Origin of the sequence: Bacillus sp. JJ1773 (assembly GCF_036962035.1) — a bacterium.
Classification (GTDB): Bacteria; Bacillota; Bacilli; order Bacillales; family Cytobacillaceae; genus Cytobacillus.
Genome location: NZ_JBALNX010000104.1, coordinates 1 through 14,386 on the forward strand (window position 1 = coordinate 1; position 14,386 = coordinate 14,386).

Annotated in this window: 16 protein-coding genes and 1 pseudogene; 3 read left to right on the forward strand and 14 right to left on the reverse strand. The window is 34.4% G+C overall.

Translation table 11 applies throughout. The features are described from left to right. Positions 1-21 precede the first annotated feature (21 nt). From V7127_RS23435 to V7127_RS23480, 10 genes are all read right to left on the reverse strand, one after another. Positions 22-429, reverse strand: a complete 408-nt coding sequence (locus tag V7127_RS23435; protein ID WP_335490308.1) for a hypothetical protein — start codon at positions 427-429, stop codon at positions 22-24. A gap of 949 nt (positions 430-1,378) precedes the next feature. Then, the gene (gene csaA / locus V7127_RS23440; protein ID WP_335490311.1) at positions 1,379-1,711 is read right to left on the reverse strand and encodes a chaperone CsaA; all 333 of its coding nucleotides are present in this window, start codon (positions 1,709-1,711) and stop codon (positions 1,379-1,381) included. Between the two features lie 20 nt (positions 1,712-1,731). After that, entirely contained in the window at positions 1,732-2,646 is a 915-nt protein-coding gene (locus tag V7127_RS23445) for a DMT family transporter (protein ID WP_335490314.1), read from the reverse strand. 93 nt (positions 2,647-2,739) lie between these two features. Next, positions 2,740-3,441, reverse strand: a complete 702-nt coding sequence (locus tag V7127_RS23450; RefSeq protein WP_335490316.1) for an AraC family transcriptional regulator — start codon at positions 3,439-3,441, stop codon at positions 2,740-2,742. A 167-nt stretch (positions 3,442-3,608) separates the two neighbouring features. Then, on the reverse strand, positions 3,609-4,574 hold the full coding sequence (locus V7127_RS23455) for an ornithine cyclodeaminase family protein (protein WP_335490319.1): 966 nt from the start codon (positions 4,572-4,574) through the stop codon (positions 3,609-3,611). A 303-nt stretch (positions 4,575-4,877) separates the two neighbouring features. Then, positions 4,878-5,327 (reverse strand): NUDIX domain-containing protein, encoded by a 450-nt coding sequence (locus V7127_RS23460; protein WP_335490322.1) that lies wholly within the window; start codon positions 5,325-5,327, stop codon positions 4,878-4,880. Positions 5,328-5,447: 120 nt separating this feature from the next. Further along, positions 5,448-5,648 (reverse strand): hypothetical protein, encoded by a 201-nt coding sequence (locus tag V7127_RS23465; protein ID WP_335490325.1) that lies wholly within the window; start codon positions 5,646-5,648, stop codon positions 5,448-5,450. 304 nt (positions 5,649-5,952) lie between these two features. After that, on the reverse strand, positions 5,953-6,414 hold the full coding sequence (locus V7127_RS23470; RefSeq protein ID WP_335490328.1) for a hypothetical protein: 462 nt from the start codon (positions 6,412-6,414) through the stop codon (positions 5,953-5,955). 128 nt (positions 6,415-6,542) lie between these two features. Further along, positions 6,543-6,758: a hypothetical protein gene (locus V7127_RS23475; RefSeq protein ID WP_335490331.1), complete on the reverse strand. Its 216-nt coding sequence runs from the start codon at positions 6,756-6,758 to the stop codon at positions 6,543-6,545. A gap of 449 nt (positions 6,759-7,207) precedes the next feature. Next, entirely contained in the window at positions 7,208-7,345 is a 138-nt protein-coding gene (locus V7127_RS23480; RefSeq protein ID WP_335490334.1) for a hypothetical protein, read from the reverse strand. A 219-nt stretch (positions 7,346-7,564) separates the two neighbouring features. On the opposite strand from V7127_RS23480, the pseudogene V7127_RS23485 reads away from it, so the two are divergent. Continuing rightward, positions 7,565-7,735 (forward strand): annotated as a pseudogene (locus V7127_RS23485) (transposase); the annotation flags it as partial. A gap of 274 nt (positions 7,736-8,009) precedes the next feature. Here V7127_RS23485 and V7127_RS23490 read toward each other — a convergent pair. Further along, the gene (locus V7127_RS23490; RefSeq protein ID WP_335490337.1) at positions 8,010-9,281 is read right to left on the reverse strand and encodes a RidA family protein; all 1,272 of its coding nucleotides are present in this window, start codon (positions 9,279-9,281) and stop codon (positions 8,010-8,012) included. 896 nt (positions 9,282-10,177) lie between these two features. Between V7127_RS23490 and V7127_RS23495 the strand changes: the two genes are divergently transcribed. Together V7127_RS23495 and V7127_RS23500 are read left to right on the forward strand one after the other, a co-directional pair. After that, positions 10,178-10,636 (forward strand): LytTR family DNA-binding domain-containing protein, encoded by a 459-nt coding sequence (locus V7127_RS23495; RefSeq protein WP_335490340.1) that lies wholly within the window; start codon positions 10,178-10,180, stop codon positions 10,634-10,636. Beyond that, a complete protein-coding gene (locus V7127_RS23500) occupies positions 10,633-11,043 on the forward strand; it encodes a DUF3021 domain-containing protein (RefSeq protein ID WP_335490343.1) in 411 nt (136 codons plus the stop codon). Before V7127_RS23495 ends, V7127_RS23500 begins: the two co-directional genes overlap by 4 nt. A gap of 637 nt (positions 11,044-11,680) precedes the next feature. On the opposite strand, the gene V7127_RS23505 is transcribed toward V7127_RS23500, so the two are convergent. The 3 genes from V7127_RS23505 to V7127_RS23515 all read right to left on the reverse strand — a co-directional run bounded on the left by V7127_RS23505 (position 11,681) and on the right by V7127_RS23515 (position 14,036). Beyond that, the gene (locus V7127_RS23505) at positions 11,681-12,235 is read right to left on the reverse strand and encodes a GNAT family N-acetyltransferase (RefSeq protein WP_335490352.1); all 555 of its coding nucleotides are present in this window, start codon (positions 12,233-12,235) and stop codon (positions 11,681-11,683) included. A gap of 360 nt (positions 12,236-12,595) precedes the next feature. Next, on the reverse strand, positions 12,596-13,537 hold the full coding sequence (locus V7127_RS23510; RefSeq protein WP_335490346.1) for an anti sigma factor C-terminal domain-containing protein: 942 nt from the start codon (positions 13,535-13,537) through the stop codon (positions 12,596-12,598). Next, on the reverse strand, positions 13,530-14,036 hold the full coding sequence (locus V7127_RS23515; protein WP_335490349.1) for an RNA polymerase sigma factor: 507 nt from the start codon (positions 14,034-14,036) through the stop codon (positions 13,530-13,532). The genes V7127_RS23510 and V7127_RS23515 overlap by 8 nt, the downstream gene beginning before the upstream one ends. Positions 14,037-14,386 lie beyond the last annotated feature (350 nt).

Below are 14,386 nucleotides of genomic sequence, written 5' to 3' on the forward strand. Positions count from 1 at the left end.
GCCCGATTGTTGAACAAGTTGTTATTTCTCAATTCGTACTAATGTTTTTTCAGGCATTTCAATCATATCAACATTAAGGTTATCAATTCTTAAAGTTATTTCACCGACTCGTTTGTCTTTTTCCTCACCAACCCAACAACTAAAAAGCTCAAAATAATCATCTTTTTCAAGATAACTATCCATAATCTCACATAATGCAATTAATTTCTTTTTCGATTTGATACTTGTTCTTTGATCCATATATTTTGAAATCTCAATTCCCCAGTGACTAGATACCTCATAAACAAAAGGTGTAGTAAATTGGTGTTTTTTTACGTCTCGTTTGTTGTAATCGTTTGAAAAACAATCTCCAATATACATTAAATCATTATAATCATCATCACTAAGGGAGATTTCTACATTACAACCAATATAACTAGCTAAACTCATTTATTTGAATACCCCTTTCGCATATTTAAACTATTCTTTCCAAAAGTTTAATTGTAAACCTTTGCTATTTCAACTTTGCTTTTATTCCACAATCTGGCCCTTTTCATGAAGAAAGACGCTTTCCTTTTTTTCAGAAAAGCGCCCTATAATTGAATACCTATACTATGATCTCAGTCAAAAAATTTCTTAATTCCTTTTTCATTATTTAATCATTTTCCACCCTTTTTGGTATTAACTTAAATTATTTCCCCACAAAGCATTTAAAAACAAAATATATAGCGTGAATAATCCTGTTATTATAGTAAAGATTATCGGGATAATTCTTAAAGTTTTGTTTTTTCTTATTGCTATTATAAAAACAACAAAAGAAAGTATTGCAAAAACATAATAAAGATAAAACATTAGATAATGTGTTAGTGGTCCTAAAAATAATCCAAGTACTGAAAATTGAATTAAAAAAGCCAAAATAGAAATAGCTACCCACCTCAGCTCATTTCTAATTGATACTATATTTTTAATGGAGTATAGTATTGAAATTAAGACTAATGCAGCTAGAAGCCATTCGTATAAGAAAAACAGTGATTCAATGTTTACGGCAAAATAATATCCAAGAACGGATAACGGAATGATTGTAAGTAGTAAATAAACATTTAATTTGAGATTAAAGGTTTGTTTTATTTTTTTTCCTCCTTTTTATAGCAAATATTGGATAATTTCTTGTAATCATATTACCATAAAAATTTAATTTATTAATAGACTGGTTTAAGAACAATCTTTCATATACACCCTAATTATTCAATTTTTTCTTGAGATTCTTACTCCATTAAATGGCCCTTTTCATGAAGAAAGACGTTTTCCATATTTCAGAAAAGCGCCCTATAATTGAATAACAATCAGTTTCTATTAGCGCTTTTAGGAATAAATAGGCATCCCTGTTTTAAGTCAAATATTATGAGATGCATGTTCCATTTGTAATTGGCTCATCGGGTTTCAAAAGAACAACATCCCCCGCTTCCGGAACCCCACCTATTACCAATACCTCAGATTTAAACCCTGCAATACGCATTGGAGGGAGATTAACTACTCCTACCACCTGACGTCCACAAAGTGTTTCAGATGAATATCTTCGTGTAATTTGAGCCGAAGAATGTTTTATACCGATCTCTTCTCCAAAATCAATTTGTAGTTTTATAGCAGGATTTCTTGCTTCAGGAAAAGGTGTGGCGTTGATGACCGTGCCCACACGAATATCTAATTTAAAAAAATCCTCAATTTTTGCCATAGAATATAACCACCTTTTAATCATTTTTTTAATATCACTCTTTTCTGAACCATCTCAAGCTCCTTTTGGCCACTAGAATTTTTGGATGGCCATATTAATATTCCGATTCCTAGCATTAAGAGGAAAATCCCAAACCAAGATGTAATAGTTAAGTATTCACCCACAATTAAAACCCCTAATAACGCTGCTGTTAATGGTTCTGCTAACGTGAGCGTCACTGCATTGGATGATGAGACATGGATAAGTCCTGTGGCAAATAGTAAATATGCGATACCAGTCGCCACAATTCCAAGTTGAAGACTTACACTTACACCTCGGAAACTCATTATCCAGGACATATCAAAAATAAATAAAAACGGGGATAAAAAGATTGCACTAAGAGTGAAAACGACTGCTACTACTGATAAAGACGAATGGTTTACAACCAAATTTCTACTGATAATCGTATAACTTGCAAAGGATAACCCAGCCCCTAATGACATTAAGATTCCAACAGGATTAACATATGCTGATTCTTTGTTGCCAAAGAGCAATAGACAACCTAAGATGGATAGAAAAGTAGAATACCACCAAACTTTAGAAGGGCGAATTTTTAAAAACAACCATTCTATGAGACCTGATAAAATCGGCGCACTCCCAATGGCTGCTACTGTTCCAATGGCCACTCCTGTAATTGAAACAGCTGAGAAAAATAATGGTTGATACAATGCCATGCTCAAAGAAGCTGATATGGTTGTCTTAAATGGCCAATTTGTAAAGTTGAATTTTCCTGTTATTAGAACAATTATGACTAAAAATATTCCTCCGACTGCTAAGCGAGTAGCCCCGATCGCAATCGGGTGTGCCGTTTCAGGTGCAAGTGCCTGTGTTGTACCTGTAGTCCCCCAAAGTATTGCAGCAAGTAATACTAAAAAAGGAGCTAATTTCTCCTTCATTTTGTTCACCCCAATAAAAAAAGATAAAAAGAAATATAAACTTATAATAGAAAATTCCATAATAAATTTTCTATACCAAGTTTAATATCCTTTTTATCTATTATTAAGATTTCTAAATTTTTGAGGAGGCAGCCCCTCACAACGGACAAACCATCTAGTAAACGACGAAGAATTCTCAAAACCTAATTCTTCACTAATCTTCGATATGGACCATCCTGTTGAAATCAAAAGATGTTTGGCCTCATTCAAACGAAGTTCAGATATATAAACTTTTGGGCTTTTACCGGTTTTATCCTTAAACCATACGGAATAATATACTGGATGGTAATGCTCAATCCTTGCTAAAGTTTCTAGTCTAATTGACTCCTTATAATGTTTATGAATGTATTCAATAGAAAGTGGCTTAGAAATTTGAAGTTTACTTGTTACATATCTTGTCAAATCTACTAAGGAGGATGTGCTTTCCTGACTCTTCGCTTCTTCCAATAGCAAATATCGGATAGAACCCCATTGTTGATCCAACCGTATGTACATGTCACTTGTATTATATGGCAAATATTGTATTGGAATATCTAAAATTAAGAATTCATTTCTATCCAAAGAACAGTAGTTATGTTCTAACTTGGGAGGAATATAAAAACAATAATCTGGGTTAAGATTGATTTCTTGCCACTTCGTTTGTATATCTAGGGAGCCTTTTAATGGAAATAGAAATTGTCCAAACTCATGTTGGTGAGAAGTAAACTCTCTAGTATAGGATCTTTTTTCACATATTACGTGGTTTACATTTTTCATTTTTCATCTCCCCTCACCATAAATTATATTATAGTCCTATATGTAGATGTAATAAAAATTATTCCTCCATTGAATGGCCCTTTAATGAAAATAAGCGCTGTTCTTTTATTACAGAAAAGCGCCCGTTTGTTGAATAATAAAACCAAACAAAAATAAATCCATACTTTCTACAAGTTAAAATCAAAGCTTTCTCCTATTCCTTTTTCAATTGCCTTTTGGTATACATTCCAAGCAACAACAAGATCTTGAAATGCCAAACCAACGGAACCAAACACCGTTATTTCCTCTGGACTAGTGCGTCCAGATCGATATCCGGCAAGAACTTCTCCTAGTTCATAGGGATCTACATCCTTTCTTGTCAGACCAGCTCCACCAATAGCACCCATTTTTTCAGAAAGATCAATGTCATCACAAATAAAAACCGATTGTTGGATAAGTTCGGCGCTGATCTCACATTTTCCAGGTTGATCTGCCCCCAGGGTAGTTATATGTGTACCCGGCTGTATCATTTTAGGAAAAAGAAAAGGTTCTTCAGACCAAGTTGCAGAAATAATAATTTCTGCTTGTTTAGTAACTTCTTCTAAACTTTCAGAAGCAAACACAGGGATATTTAGTTCCGTTCTCATTTTATCGGCGAACAAACGGGCCTTTTCCGGAATTAGATCAAAAGCATACACCTTTGAGATGCTACGAAAATATGTTAATGATCTTAATTGTAACTCTCCTTGGACTCCACAACCGATGATTGTAACTCTACTAGCATTCGAATGTGAAAGTATATGTGTACCAAGTGCTCCAGAGAGACCGGTTCGAACAGCTGTTAAATAAGGTGAATCCATAATTGAAAGCAAATCACCATTATTTAAATCATGAAGATGAATTACTCCTTTAATAGATGGTGATTGATTTTGAAACTTAGCGTGAACCTTCACGGTATATGCGGGTATTTCGTTTAACAAACCAGGAAAAATAATCATTGAACTTGAATAATCGTTCGGGAGTGGTGAATTTGCACGTTGTCCATCAATGTTTCTCATTATGGAGTACTTTTCAAATCCGTCTTTTAATTCAGGAATTAGTTCCTGTGGGGAGAGTAGGCCTTTTATATCCGTATTTTTTAATAGTAAAGTCATTTATCTCATCCTTCCTTGGTTGGTTCCCTTCACTATTCTATAATTTGGCCCGATTCATTAAGAAAGGCACATTTCTTGGTCTAGAAATGCGCCCGATTGTTGAACAGAACCACACATTTTAGTAAAACTTTTAGATTTATATTACTTATATGATTCATGAGTTGGACGAAACAAATCTTCGTCTGCATTTTCAAGTACTGCTTTGTGAGCAGCGATCATTAAATCAGGAAATGTTACTAGAAAAAAGCGCCCAATTGTGGAAGATCATATGTACCTTTCTTGTTAAACTAACGCCCGGTGAGCTTAATAAGAGGACTTTTTTTCAAGTTGACCTTTTAACCCAATTAACTTGTTTTTAATAAAAGGGTCTATTTCTTCGGGTAATTGATTTAATCCAAAAAATTGTACTTCTATTCCTTGATTGCTATCAGGTGTTATTTCTCCTTCATACTCGGTACACAAATAACCAATTGCAACTGGATGGTATTCATCGCCACTTTCCTCGACTCGATTGATTAATTCCTTACCAGAATAGACACCAAACAATTTTAACATCGTTACTTTTAATCCTATTTCTTCCAAGACAATTCTTTTAATACATTCTTCAACTGACTCGTTAATTTGTAAAACTCCACCTGGAATAGTCCAAGTTCCACCTACATTTCGGCTCAGTAAAATTTCTCCTTGATTATTAATGATAGCTACACTCGGGCGTACAAATATTAGTGGTGTATTCCCAATCATTTCTCTCATATCTTCACAATAACCCATAAATACCTCCGATGATTAAATTCTTTATTAAAGTAACGGTAGCCTTTCACTTGATAGAAATTGTATCAAAGGAGTAACCTACTCCCTTTTAGATGGCATTTGTCAGCCGCCTTCGATGCAAGTTGCAGTGGAACTACCTACTGCATTATTTAATTCAGTTAATAATACTTGTAGAGAGTTGTCTGTAACTAATTCTTTTAATGCTTTATTTGTAATTAGAACCTTGTATTTTTGAAAAACCTGTACTGTATCTACCCATACTTCAGTTATAGCTTTTGAAGTCATATTTGATTGAATTACCATAAAATAACCTCCTTATATCTTCATATTACCATTTTTTCATCAACTATCCTGCTCCTTTAGTTGAATAAAAAAGCCACTTGAATTGGCAGCTGGATCTTAAAGTAACGCCCCCATTACTTCAATAAGGCTAGTTCCTCTATTGTAAGTTTTACTGCATTCTGTTCGGTATCAGTTACACGGATAAAATTACAAAAAGTTACAATCTTAATCAATGAAGTTTTCCGCCCTACTTCAATTAGCAAATGAGCAATCCCTTTTTATTCAAGGATTGCACCCTTTAGTTGAATAAAAAGTTATAAATAGATTATCTAGGCTTCACTAATGTATGGTTATGTAAATCATAGATTTTTAATGATTTTCCTATATCTGAATTACGATAATATTCCACTTCACAGTAATAAGTTCCATCCTGGTCTTCACTATATCCTTGACGAGAAAAACCAATAATTTTTTTCTTAAACTCAACCTGTAAACCACCTCCACTTTTTATCCCTTCGAAAATAAACACATCACATGTTCCTTTAAATTCCTCAGTTTGATTAAGTATTACAGTTGGTAAAAATCGTATGGAGTATATAAAACAAATGACTGAAAACAGCGTAAAAGTAATGATAATAAATCTTTCTTTCATTGGCATTTTATAAGAACTACCTTGTTTCTTTTGCTTTTTATAATAATACATAATGATAGCGATTGAACCAATTACCATTACAAGCGACAAAAATAACATATAGTAATAATCAGCCACTTCTTCAACATCCTCCATTTTGATGTTTTTTCAAAATTTTTTAATTACTTTATCCTTTTTTTCTTCAACTATCCTGCCATTTACATTAATAAGAAAGAGCCATTCTCCTTCTTGAAGAATAGCCCCGTTAGTTGAGGTTGCTAAACTCAATAATTTTCTTTTTTCCAACGTTTATATTCTACAAACTCTAAAAAAACATAAGCCGTTATGATTGATAAAATAGGGATAACATAATACTTCGGAGGTCCAAATATAAAAATAACAACTATGAACCCTGCAATAAAAAGTGCAGTATTTAAAAGATATGATTTCTTTCGATATTTTAAATAAAGTTTTACCTTATCCATTACTTTTCCTTTCACGCCAAACATATTTACTAATATTTTTTGTTATCTTTCTTGAACTATTCTACATCCTTAACTTAAGTACAATCTTTCACAATCTTATCGATAAATACCAATTTTTCATTAAATGATTCTCTACAATCTGTCTTTTCATGAAGAAGGATAGGTGTTGGAATAATAGTCATAGTTTTTTTATATCGGGTATGCCTTCCAATTAATTTAAAAAAAATTTTCACAATCTCCGTACCATATAAAAAGGCGAGCGTTAACGCCCGCCGATATCATCCGAAATAAAAACCATATTGCAGCTGAAACATTTGCTGACATAACGATGAATAAAACAGCGTAAGATTAAAAATTTCTCCTACGCTATTTTTTGCTTATGATATTTATGGTCAATAAGATTCTTCGGTTTGCCGTTCGTATCCCAAATCAGATCTGGAGGCTTTCCTACAGGTCTGATGGGCTCAAAACGGCTCAATGGCTTTCTCGTTTTTACCAGTTTGAGGCTGATTTTCAATTCTTCTTTCTTCGGCTTCCTTATGAATTTCTTTAAGGTGTTTATTTACTTCTTCTACTTGATTTGTAGTTCTCATTTCATCCATTTTCAAAAACCTCAATTCATTAATATATTTTGATAAAAATAGTATGCAGCAGTAACGAAGATTTTATGTCCCCTGAAGGAAGATCCACATTTTTTTCCACCGGTAATTCACAAGGATTTTTATATAGAGTTGTTCAAATCTGCCATCGTTGTTAAATCGAGTTGCTTTACCCCTTGCTCTAACTTAGAGTGTATTTCCTTACTTAAAGTCGTATCCTGACTCGCTCGGGAGAATCGATCAATCCAAGTGAAAGGTGTATTCGGAGTTTTGAAGGAAGATTACGGATTTCGAAGATTTTTAACAAGAGAGAAACAAAGTGTGAAGGTTGAGTTTATGCTTCTGTGTTTTGGCTATAAACGGAACAAACTTCACAAAAGTATCCAAACTTAAAATTCAGGTGTCACCCTCTATAAAAATTCAATTGCATAGATTCGCAAGCTAACCCAGTTTTTTTGTTATGCCCGAAAACTAAAAAAGCATCTTAGATTTCTGCCATAATCGGCTAAAATCTCGATGCTTTTTCATCTGGCCTGTTAAAAAAAGGAAGCTGTCTCGATTTTCATTTGAGACAGCCCCTTTTTATGAATAGGATATGCGATTTCGCATTCACCATCGGCATTAACAAGTAACTTTGATAGTTCCAGTATTTACAAACAAATGCCTGTTATGCTTTTCGAGGTGTTCCTTCTGCGTTTGATACAACTGCATCGATTTGGATTAAAGCATCTTTAGGTAAAGCTGATACGCCAACTGTTCTTCGTGCAGGAACACCGCCTGGGAAGAATGTTTTGTAAGCTTCATCTACAGCATCCATATCTTCAATATTCTTAAGGAAGATATTTACTTTAACTACATCGTCCATAACGTGGTTGATACTTTCTACAATTGCCTTAATATTTGTCAAGCACTGTTCAGCCTGCTCTTTTACACCACCAGCTACCATTTCACCAGTTTTTGGATCCAAAGGCAATTGAGCTGAAAGGTGATTGTAATGAGAGAACGCTACAGTTTGTGTAGATAGGGAACACTTTGGTGCATTGTCAGTATTGTTCGCCCATATAACAATTCCATGTCTGTCTTCAATAGCTTGTGGAGGTGTACCATCTCCGTGTGACACCACTGCTTCAATTTGTACCAAAGCATCCATAGGTAGAGCTGAAACTTCAACTGTTGTCCGTGCAGGGACATAAGCTACGGCTCTGGCGATAGCCGAGTCTGGGAAGAATGTTTTATAAACTTCATTTACGGCTTCAGTATCCGATAGGTTTTTAAGGAAGATATTAATTTTAACAATATCGTCAAAAGGAACGTCGATACTTTCTAAAATTGCCTTAATATTTTTTAAGCACTGTCCAGCCTGCTCTTTTACACCGCCAACTACTAATCGGCCAGTTTTCGGATCGATCGGTAATTGAGCTGAAAGATTATTGTAATGAGAGAAAGACACAGTTTGTGTAGATAGCGGACTTGTTGGTGCATTTGCCGTATTATTTGTAAGCTTAATGAGGTCGCCTGCTTGTGGCGCGTTTGGAATTGTACCCTCACCGTGTGAAACAAGTGCTTCAACTTGCACCAAAGCATCCATAGGCAAAGCTGCAACTGCAACTGTTGTCCGTGAAGGAACATAAGTTGGGAAGAACGTTTTATAAACTTCGTCTACAGCGTCAACATCTTTGATATTCTTAACGAATACAGTGATTCTAACGACATCGCTCATAACATGATCAATGCTTTCTACAATTGCCTTAATGTTTTTAAAGCACTGTTCAGCCTGCTCTTTAATGCCACCTGCTACCAATTTACCAGTTTTAGGTTCGATAGGTAATTGAGCTGAAAGATTATTGTAATGAGAGAAAGCAACAGTTTGTGAATATAGACCGTTACCGTTTGGAGCATTTTCCGTATTTCTTGCTGTTACTGCGTTATAGCCGCTCATGATAGTATTCTCCTTTTAGATAAATATTTATTAACTCAAGTATGCACCAAAAAAACCGGTTTAAACCATGGTTCCGTGATTGCATAGACGAAAAACGGAAGTCAGTGATATGTATTTGAAGACTGCTTTGGCTCAACCGATGGCGTTCTTCACGCAGTTGAAAAAACAATTCTCACTAGACACAGACTTCGTTTTTGAGCAAGTGTCAATTATAGCAGGCTTTCTTCGTGTTGACTACATGTTTCTTGTGAATTGTTTTTTGAGTTGAGTTTTTTTCTGGACAACAACAGTTAAGGGCTGCGTCAAAAAGATGGAATCATTTCGACACAGCCATTGCTAAGCTTATTCATTAGCTCTACGAAATTTCTGTCAGATGTAATTCGCCACTATGGATATGAGTTAGATGAGTATATAGCTAAAACTAATTATAGAAATATAGGAACATTTATTTTAGCTAAAAATAAGTGGTTTGAATTCATTAGTCAACAACTTAGAAATTTAAACCTTAAGTGTTGAACAATAGAACAACACCAATATGCTCAACCTAAATCCTATATTAACAAAACAATATATATTACATAAATATCCCATTTCCTTATCAAGTATTATTCCAGAATATAGCCCTTTAATGAAAAATGAGCGCTTCTTTAAAGATAGCGCTCATTTTATGTTTTTCGCTAATCAGTGCATGCCTCCTTTCATGTAAGTTACTATCAATTTTCTTCAAGTTACCCTTCATTTTTCTGCCACATACTTGAATAGTGCAGACTTGCTTGGAAAATCCACATACAATTTGATTAGAGCGATGATGAGAGGAGTGAATGAAAAGAACAAGTATTGACAGACATCGCGTGCTGGAGCATTTATAATTTTTGGTGAAAAGAGGTGTCTGAAATTTGAAACTTTTTTTAAACGTCGATAAAGCATTTAAAGAAACGAAGATTACTATTGAAAGCCCTGAGTTAGACGACAATATTAAGGAACTAATTGACTTCATTCACGGAAGGGAACAGCCATTCCTGATTGCCAAAAAAGGTGAAATGCAGCATATTCTTAAACCCGTGGATATTCACTATTTTCATACAGAAAAAGAACATGTAGTTGCTGTAACAGGGACGGATTCATTTATTTTAAAAGAGAAGTTATATGAGCTTGAGGCCATGCTTCCTTCTAATAAATTTATCCGCCTATCTAAATCGGTTATTGCCAATTTACATGAATTGAGCCATTTTGAAGCCTCATTCAATGGTACACTCTGCGTTTATTTCAAATCTGGTAAGAAAGAGTACGTGTCTCGTACCTATGTCCCTGTGATAAAAGATGCTTTAAAATTTAATAGGAGGAAAACAGAATGAAGACATTTATACTTCGTAGTTTCATCGGTATTTTCTTTGGAGGCTTCATTGCGGTGCTTTACACGAATTTAACAATCCTTTTCGGCGGTCTCGAAATGATAGATGGAAGCTTATTTTTGAAGAACTCGATAGGTTCTATTCTCTGCGGATGGTTTTTTACAGTGAGTTCTATGTACTATGAAAACAGAACTTTAAAGCTTTCTCAACAGACTATTTTCCATTTCTTAACCGTCACGATCCTCTACTTCATCTTGGCCCTTACGATCGGATGGATTCCATTTACGATACAAAGTATTTTGTTAACACTCTTTATCTCCATCGTCACTTTTACAATCTGTTGGATCACATTTTACCTTTACTTCAAAAATCAAGCCCGGAGATTAAATGATGATTTAAAGAAACTATGAGAAATGCCAATGGGACGGTTCTACCGGTTTTCTAGTAAAAAGATCCTGGCCACAAGAACCGTCCACATGGACTCCAGATGTCATTCTCTGTAATCCAATAAAATCGTTTTGAATCCAGCATCTAACAGATTCCGTTCTCTTTCGCGTGAATCCCTGCTTTAAGGCTCGATTGCGCTCTTGCTTACAGCCATTCATAAACTTCAACAATCGTCTCTTCCAATGGCCGGGAGGTAAGGCCCTCATGAACTGCATTTTCGATATTGATGGAAAAAGAACCTTTCCAAGGTTTGGTTTCACACTCTAATGAGAAGTCCTCAGGAATCCATAAGGGCATTTCTGTCCATGGCTAAGCATTGTGCTCTATAAAAAATTGTTCATTTGCCCATACTAATTCGCTGTAGCTATTGGTAACGGCTTCACATAGATATATAATAGCTTTTCCATTGTTAATTTATCATTCGGACCTGTTCCATTAAATGTACCTGCTTTCCTTCTTTCTGCCATATCAAATACCCATTTTGTTATAACTTTTATATCACTCAGCCGAACTCCTTCTTCCGCTAAAAGATCAATGAATATTGAAAAATATGTGAAACTGCAATAAAAGCTCTTCTGTTATTTTACTAAAGCTACTACTTCAAGAAGACCGTTCCCATTCTTTTCGTAAAATCCCCATTTTAATAGCATCAAAATATTCACCATTCACCATTCTTGCTTGCCTTATTCTTGCTTCTTCTTTCATTCCCAATTTTTCTGCAACTTTCATCATTCTTATATTTCCTGACCAAGTTGACATCCCTAACCGATGCAATTCAGTAGAACTGAATAGGAAATCAATCCAAAGTTTATACGCCTCAGTTCCGTAACCACCATTCCAAAAATTTTTATCATAAATCACGATACCAGTTTCTAACCAATTAGTGTTTTTATCCACCCAATAAGAGCCAACTGTTCCAATCAACTTATCTCCTACAAAAATGATTAGTGTATTGGGAATGTTGGGGACAATTTCATAGTTTTTCTCCCAATCTATTTGAAATTGTTCTTTCGTTATGTAAGGTTCAGGTATGTAGGGACCATTCCATTTCTTGGCTTCTTGTTCCTTTTCTTCATATTTCCAAAAATATAATTCATCAATATCCTGTTGAGTAGCTTCTTTCAACTCAACTTTTCGTCCTTCAATTTTAATCATAAAAAGCGTGCTTCCTCTCATTCTATCTTGTTCAAACCACATACTTATATGAAGAATACCATAATAATCAAAATCCTTATTCAACTCTTTTCCAGTTTAAGTGCAAATTTTACAACACCATATTATCATTACCCCATTAGTAATCAATTCTTCTTGATATTTTTCCTTTATTAAATGGCACTTATCATGAAGAAGACGCTTTCCTTATTTCAGAAAAGCGCCCGATTGTTGAATAGTGGAAAATGAGAAAAAGCTGCAAAAATAACACCTTAATTATTGTGCTAAAGCCCCCATTACTTCAATAAGGAAAGGCATTACCGTTTTGTAGTAATGCCCTATACTGAGCCATTAGTGTAGTCACTAAAAATTATCAATGACTCCTCCTAGTGAAGTAGCTTTGATGCTAGGCTCTTTGATTATTTCTAATATTTCATCCTTGGTCCCATAAGCAACTACCCCTAATATTTCTACATCGTCTATTTTGATATCTTTCATAGCGTTGTAAACTTTCTTGTGTTCGTTGAAAGTACTCATTTTCAGTAATTTTAGGAACGCATCATATTCATATGCCAAATCTGTCGTAGAAGTATAAGAGTTTCTTATAGAGAAGCCTAATGCTTCATTCTCCCTAATAAACGTTGCAGACCAATCATATTCAATCGCCTCTTGTTGAAATGTGTTTAATTGGCTATTGCTATAAGTGTTTACCCAAAACCAAGTCATTTCGGGAAGCTCATTAAAAGGTAATTCACTTAGTTTGTATGGCTTATCAAAGGAGAGTGCTACCTCATATATTTTTTCCCCTTGCATACTACTAATCAGTTCTTCATCATTTTTATATTTTTTATAAGCAACCTTTGGATGAAAAAACAGCATTTCTCTCCAACCATTTTCTTTATAGGCAAATTGCCAATCCTCTCCTGTGACTCCAATGCTGCCACCTGAACCCCTTGAAATCAGAACAGATGGAATAAGACCGTATTGATATTGCTTTTGTTCGACAACGAGGGATTTAATTTTCATATCCTTTGATATTTTATAATGGCTCATTCCTCCTAAAAAACCACGTGAATCCACTGTTTCACTTATATAGCCATTCGGAGTACTTAGTCGGACATAAGCATCCCATTGCTTAAATGCCTTTTGGCTAAAAAAAACGGAAATAGCGAAATTGGCTATGTTCAAAACAACAAATACGAGTATAGAAACGAAAACAATCGTTAGCATTGTCTTCAGTTTTCCCTTTTTGATCGCCTTTTTTATTTTCTTCTCATCAAAAATATCATCTAAATTATTATTCATAAAGATACCTCCACATCTTTTGAAATTCCTTTCTAGCTCGAAATAAATACGTCCTAACGGTTTCTTCCTTCATTCCCAGTACTAGCGCGATCTCCTTATAACTAAGTTCAAGTTCATATTTTAATAATAAAAGCTGTTTATAGACTTCTTGAATGCGTTCTAAAGTAAGCGCAATTTCATGATTCATTTCGATATTTAATATGAAAGATTCAGTATTTTGGTCATTCGCGAAATTATTCCAGAAGCGATGATCATCAATAGAAATCACATGTTCTTTCCCTTTTTTCTTTAACATTTTTTTAAATTCATTCAGAGAAATGGTAAAAATATATGAAAGGGCCTTCTCCGAAGGAACACCGCTACTATAAACGATATATTTCATATAACTTTCTTGAACAATATCTTCCGCATCTTCATGGCTACAACCGTTCTTTTTCAAATAATAATAAATCATTTTTGCTTGTTTATTGTATATTTCCAACAGTAGCTTAGAATCCATAGTTCCTCCTTTCCAATGCCTTCAATATTAAAGAGTCTTACCCCTTAAAAAAGTTTACAACAAACTTATAAAAGTTTTTTAAATGGAATAACAGTGTCTAATAAAGATGCGATATAAAATATATCAAAGCTTATAAAATAGATACTTCTTCATTCAGGAATACTCTTTTTGCCCAAAAAAGACTACTCTCCCCTTGAAGAATAGCCTCCGTAACTCTATTTAGTTAAATAGATTATTCATTGGGAAGATCCCTAATTGCCCGAACGTAAGTTCCTATACTTTAATTTTTCTTTCCAATAGGTCTATGGGGCAAAAGCGGCTTTTCTTCTTTCACTCCCTCAGTTTAATTC

Coding starts and splice junctions, on each gene's coding strand:
- V7127_RS23470 (WP_335490328.1), bottom strand. CDS start 6,414: ATGGAGGATGTTGAAGAAGTGGCTGATTATTACTATATGTTATTTTTG.
- V7127_RS23490 (WP_335490337.1), bottom strand. CDS start 9,281: ATGAGCGGCTATAACGCAGTAACAGCAAGAAATACGGAAAATGCTCCA.
- V7127_RS23460 (WP_335490322.1), bottom strand. CDS start 5,327: ATGAGAGAAATGATTGGGAATACACCACTAATATTTGTACGCCCGAGT.
- V7127_RS23505 (WP_335490352.1), bottom strand. CDS start 12,235: ATGATTAAAATTGAAGGACGAAAAGTTGAGTTGAAAGAAGCTACTCAA.
- V7127_RS23435 (WP_335490308.1), bottom strand. CDS start 429: ATGAGTTTAGCTAGTTATATTGGTTGTAATGTAGAAATCTCCCTTAGT.
- csaA (WP_335490311.1), bottom strand. CDS start 1,711: ATGGCAAAAATTGAGGATTTTTTTAAATTAGATATTCGTGTGGGCACG.
- V7127_RS23500 (WP_335490343.1), top strand. CDS start 10,633: ATGAAGACATTTATACTTCGTAGTTTCATCGGTATTTTCTTTGGAGGC.
- V7127_RS23450 (WP_335490316.1), bottom strand. CDS start 3,441: ATGAAAAATGTAAACCACGTAATATGTGAAAAAAGATCCTATACTAGA.
- V7127_RS23480 (WP_335490334.1), bottom strand. CDS start 7,345: ATGGATGAAATGAGAACTACAAATCAAGTAGAAGAAGTAAATAAACAC.
- V7127_RS23510 (WP_335490346.1), bottom strand. CDS start 13,537: ATGAATAATAATTTAGATGATATTTTTGATGAGAAGAAAATAAAAAAG.
- V7127_RS23515 (WP_335490349.1), bottom strand. CDS start 14,036: ATGGATTCTAAGCTACTGTTGGAAATATACAATAAACAAGCAAAAATG.
- V7127_RS23445 (WP_335490314.1), bottom strand. CDS start 2,646: ATGAAGGAGAAATTAGCTCCTTTTTTAGTATTACTTGCTGCAATACTT.
- V7127_RS23455 (WP_335490319.1), bottom strand. CDS start 4,574: ATGACTTTACTATTAAAAAATACGGATATAAAAGGCCTACTCTCCCCA.
- V7127_RS23465 (WP_335490325.1), bottom strand. CDS start 5,648: ATGGTAATTCAATCAAATATGACTTCAAAAGCTATAACTGAAGTATGG.